Source organism: Candidatus Zixiibacteriota bacterium, from assembly GCA_020853795.1.
In the GTDB taxonomy this organism is placed as follows: Bacteria; Zixibacteria; MSB-5A5; order CAIYYT01; family CAIYYT01; genus JADJGC01.
Genome location: JADYYF010000131.1, coordinates 1 through 4,022, shown reverse-complemented (window position 1 = coordinate 4,022; position 4,022 = coordinate 1). Strand labels below are relative to the sequence as shown.

General features: G+C 56.6%; 4 protein-coding genes. 1 reads left to right on the top strand and 3 read right to left on the bottom strand.

Going from position 1 to position 4,022, the window contains the following annotated elements; translation table 11 throughout:
- Positions 1-92: 92 nt before the first annotated feature.
- The gene (locus IT585_10295) at positions 93-1,070 is read left to right on the top strand and encodes a bifunctional methionine sulfoxide reductase B/A protein (protein ID MCC6963629.1); all 978 of its coding nucleotides are present in this window, start codon (positions 93-95) and stop codon (positions 1,068-1,070) included.
- A gap of 174 nt (positions 1,071-1,244) precedes the next feature.
- On the opposite strand, the gene IT585_10290 is transcribed toward IT585_10295, so the two are convergent.
- The 3 genes from IT585_10290 to IT585_10280 all read right to left on the bottom strand — a co-directional run.
- Positions 1,245-2,303, bottom strand: a complete 1,059-nt coding sequence (locus tag IT585_10290; GenBank protein ID MCC6963628.1) for a thrombospondin type 3 repeat-containing protein — start codon at positions 2,301-2,303, stop codon at positions 1,245-1,247.
- Between the two features lie 522 nt (positions 2,304-2,825).
- Positions 2,826-3,449: an HNH endonuclease gene (locus IT585_10285; protein MCC6963627.1), complete on the bottom strand. Its 624-nt coding sequence runs from the start codon at positions 3,447-3,449 to the stop codon at positions 2,826-2,828.
- A 163-nt stretch (positions 3,450-3,612) separates the two neighbouring features.
- Positions 3,613-4,022: aconitate hydratase (locus IT585_10280; GenBank protein ID MCC6963626.1), on the bottom strand; the 410-nt coding region annotated here is incomplete at its 5' end.

Genomic DNA, 4,022 nt, shown 5'->3' with positions numbered 1-4,022 from the left:
GGGGAAAGCGAGGACGAGGCATGAACGAACAGGATCATCCCAAGTCGATCAAGCAGTATCTGGGAATGGCGGCGATCGCGGTGATCACGCTGATGGCGCTGACGCCGCTGCTGCGAACGCCGCACGAGTCGGTCGCTGCGGCCGATCACAAGGAACAGTACTCACCAACGAGCGAGGTCAAATTGAATCAGCTGACTCCCGAAGAGGAAGATGTCATTCTCCATAAGGGCACCGAGATGCCGTTTACCGGCAAGTACTACAAGAACAAGGCTGCCGGGACCTACACCTGCAAGCAGTGCGGTGCACCGCTGTACCGGTCGAGCGACAAGTTTGATTCCGGCTGCGGCTGGCCGAGCTTCGACGATGAAATCCCCGGCGCCGTCAAGCGCACCGTGGATGCCGACGGGCATCGCACGGAAATCACCTGCGCGCGCTGTGGCGGTCATCTGGGGCACGTCTTCGAGGGCGAAGGTTTCACCGCCAAGAACACCCGCCACTGCGTCAACTCGATCTCGCTGAATTTCGTGCCCGCGGGCGGCGAGGGCTCGGCAGTGAGCGTCATGCCCGCAAGTGCCAAGCCGACGGCGACCACGGAGACGGCGTACTTCGCGGGCGGCTGCTTCTGGGGCGTCGAGCACCTTTTGCAGGGCCAGCCCGGTGTGATCTCGGCCAGGTCGGGCTACATGGGCGGGCGCACCGATAATCCGTCGTACAAGGATGTTTGCTACAAAAACACCGGCCACGCCGAGACGGTCGAAGTTGTGTTTGATCCGACCAAGACTAACTACGAGACGCTGGCAAAATATTTCTTCGAGATTCACGATCCGACGCAGGTCGACCGGCAGGGGCCGGATGTCGGAGACCAGTATCGCTCGGCGGTGTTCTATACGTCCGATGCGCAAAAGGCGACCACGGAGAAGCTGATCGGTATCCTGAAAGACAAGGGCTACAAGGTCGTGACGCAGGTTGTGCCGGCCGGCAAGTTCTGGGTCGCGGAAGACTATCACCAGGACTACTACGACGCCAACGGCAAAGAGCCCTACTGCCACTTTTGGACGAAGAAGTTCTGAGAACCCGAACAATCAACTCAATTGTCGAAACCCCCGGGAGGTGCATACGGACTTTGAAAGCGCTACCACCAAGGGGTTTCGACCTACTGAGCTGCCACTTCTGGACGAAGAAGTTCTAGGGCACCTCTAACTCCAACCATTTCAAGGGCAACCCACACGGGTCGCCCTTTGCTATTAGCAGGCTGCACACGGTGCTGGTCCCGCCGCGAAGATGTAGTTGATCATATACACCGCATCGGTGATGTTGATCTTCCCGTCACAGTTGTAGTCGCCCGCCGCAATGTCTTGTGGCGCCAAGCCTCCAGCGAAGATGTAGTTGATCAGGTGGACGACATCTGTGATATCGATCCGTCCACTGCCATCCGCATCGCCACAAGCGATTTCACAGGCGTCACCGATGCCATTGCCGTTGCCGTCTTCCTGCCCGGGATTGGCGACGGACGGGCAATTGTCGACCGAATCGCAGACGCCGTCAGAGTCGATATCAGGACAACTCTGAACGGTCAGTCCCACGAAAACGGGCCGGAATAGCTCGATCTCCGTACCGGGCATGTCGGCTTCTCTGACTACGACCGGCCAGTACAACGGAGGTGCTGCGACGGTGTCTACCTCGACAACCCGGTCTTGTGGTGCGGCGGTCACAGAGACATAGATGCTCAGGGAGAACTCGTTCAGTTCGCTCTGCGCGGTTACATCGACGATGGTAATGCGCACATTTCCGGTCGGTTCGTCGAAATCGGCGCTAAGCGTCATTGCCGGCGAGTTGACGCTGAATCCCGCGATTGAGTCGATCGTCACCGGGGAGTTATCGCAACGAAGCTCAAGCGGAAACGAGATAGCGACCGTTGAGCTCTGGAACAGAGCCCCGCGGTGCAGGCCGCGGATGTAGATGGTGGCTGCTGGGGCATTTGCCGGAATTTCCGTGTTAACTATGCTGATGGTGTCGTAGTCTGAAATTGGCAGTGGCAAAGCACTGCAATTCCCGCAAGCGCTTGGCGTCGGGCCCCCGGCGAAGACGTACTCTGATAGGAACATCGCATCGCCGATGCTGATGCCACAATATCCATCAACGTCACCCTCGCTTTCATGACAGGGGACTTGCTGCATCCCGGAGGTGATACAGCCGTCGTCATGCAGAAAGTGCACGATACTGACGATGTCAAAGATGTTGATGCTGCCGTTGCCGTTCATGTCGCCGCAGACTTGCGACTGGGATGTTGAAGACAATAGCATTGCCAGTACGAGGATCAAGCAAATGCTGCCGAGAGCACCCGCCTTGCCTACAAGAACTTCGAACGCAATCATGTGCGACTCCAATCGCGACAGTGGTTAGGATTGCTTTCGCTCAAGATGTCTGGGTTTGAAAGCGGATAGAGCTATCGTTGTTAATATTAGCGGGAATTTGGATCGTGTCAAGAGAGGAAGTTTGTGGGTCGAGACCCCTAGAGTGTGCATTCGGACTCCGCAGGCGCTACCGCCAAAGTGTCTCGACCTACTGCACTGACGGCTCGCTTCATCTACGACAATCGGTAGCCCACCCGCAGCGATTGTGACCCCGTGACGCAAATCTCGATCAGCTGATAGGAGTGCGGTGAGAACGATTCTAATCATGCGGAAGCGGAGGGTGGGTCCGCTTTCGAATTCACAAGAGCCCCACCCTGCGCTTCGGCTCTGGGATGATGTACAACTCTCGCCAGAAGCGGGGGAGTGGGGACTTGTGGTGGTGGCCTCGGTTCGCTGGGGGTGGGCTACCGACTATTCAATGCGATCATGCTTCTGGAGATTGTGCCGGCCACAAAGTAACTGAATATTGTCCGCGGTGTTAGATGAGCCACCCCTTGACCAGGGAATAATGTGATCGAAATGAAGGTCAGAAGTCTGACCGCACTTCGTGCACTTTCCGCCATCGCGTTTCCACACTTCCAGCTTGACACCTGTTGGAATAAGCCTTCTCGCGTTCGAGTGTTCCGGTACCGGCTCGTCGAAATTCTCCTCCCCTTCCACTGCCACGAGCTTGAACTTCCAGACCTTGCGACCGCCGGCCTCCTCTTGCCACGAATCAACCAAGTGGAATACGCCATTGTAGGACCAAATTCCAGCCTTGATTTTCTCATACACTCTGACCCTTTCGGGCAGCCTGTTGCCCGCCTTGGCAAGCTGGGCAGCGTCATGAAATAGTCCATTCTGAGTGGCCTGGCCTAACGGCGTCCTCAACGGCTGATCCACTGCTTTTGGTTTAGGCGTGCTCTTAGTCTTGGGTACGTCGTGACCTTCGTATATCAATGTTGATCCGTCATTTTCAAATCGGTCTGCATAGGGCGCGTTTGCTCGAACTGACATCAATATCACGGAGTGATTATGCCCAATTCTGAAGTTCATTCCCCGTTGCAGGTTGGCACCTTCGCGGGCGCACATTTCAAGGTAAGAGATGACTTCGTTTGACGTGAGTGTCATTTGGAACGACGAAATGAGCTATGCAGCAAAAGGGCGACCACGAGGGTCGCCCCTACGGTGTCTGATCAGAGATTCGCTCGACCGAACCTCAGTTACTCCCCGCCTTGGTGAAGTTAAGCAGCCCGCCGGCCAACAGGATCTTGACCTGGCGCGGTGACAGATCGAACTGCACCTCAAAGCTACTGCCTTGCGTCACGTTGGTCACGTTCAGACGATTGCCGGAGGACTTCAGGCCGGCCGTGACATCCGCGATCTCCAGCATGTCCTCCTGCTTGATCTTGTCGTAATCCGCCGGATTCACGAAGGTCAAAGGCAGAATCCCGAAGTTGACCAGGTTCGTTTTGTGGATGCGCGCAAAGTTCTTGGCGATCACGAACTGCAAACCGAGATACATCGGCGCCAGCGCTGCGTGTTCGCGCGAACTGCCCTGGCCGTAATTTTCGCCGCCCACGATCGTGAAGGTGTGCGCTTCCTTGGCACGCTTGGCAAACTCCTTGT

Bases quoted from the DNA above. Each gene is read 5' to 3' on its own strand.
- IT585_10290 (MCC6963628.1), bottom strand. From the start codon at position 2,303: ATGCTATTGTCTTCAACATCCCAGTCGCAAGTCTGCGGCGACATGAAC.
- IT585_10295 (MCC6963629.1), top strand. From the start codon at position 93: ATGGCGCTGACGCCGCTGCTGCGAACGCCGCACGAGTCGGTCGCTGCG.
- IT585_10285 (MCC6963627.1), bottom strand. From the start codon at position 3,449: ATGAACTTCAGAATTGGGCATAATCACTCCGTGATATTGATGTCAGTT.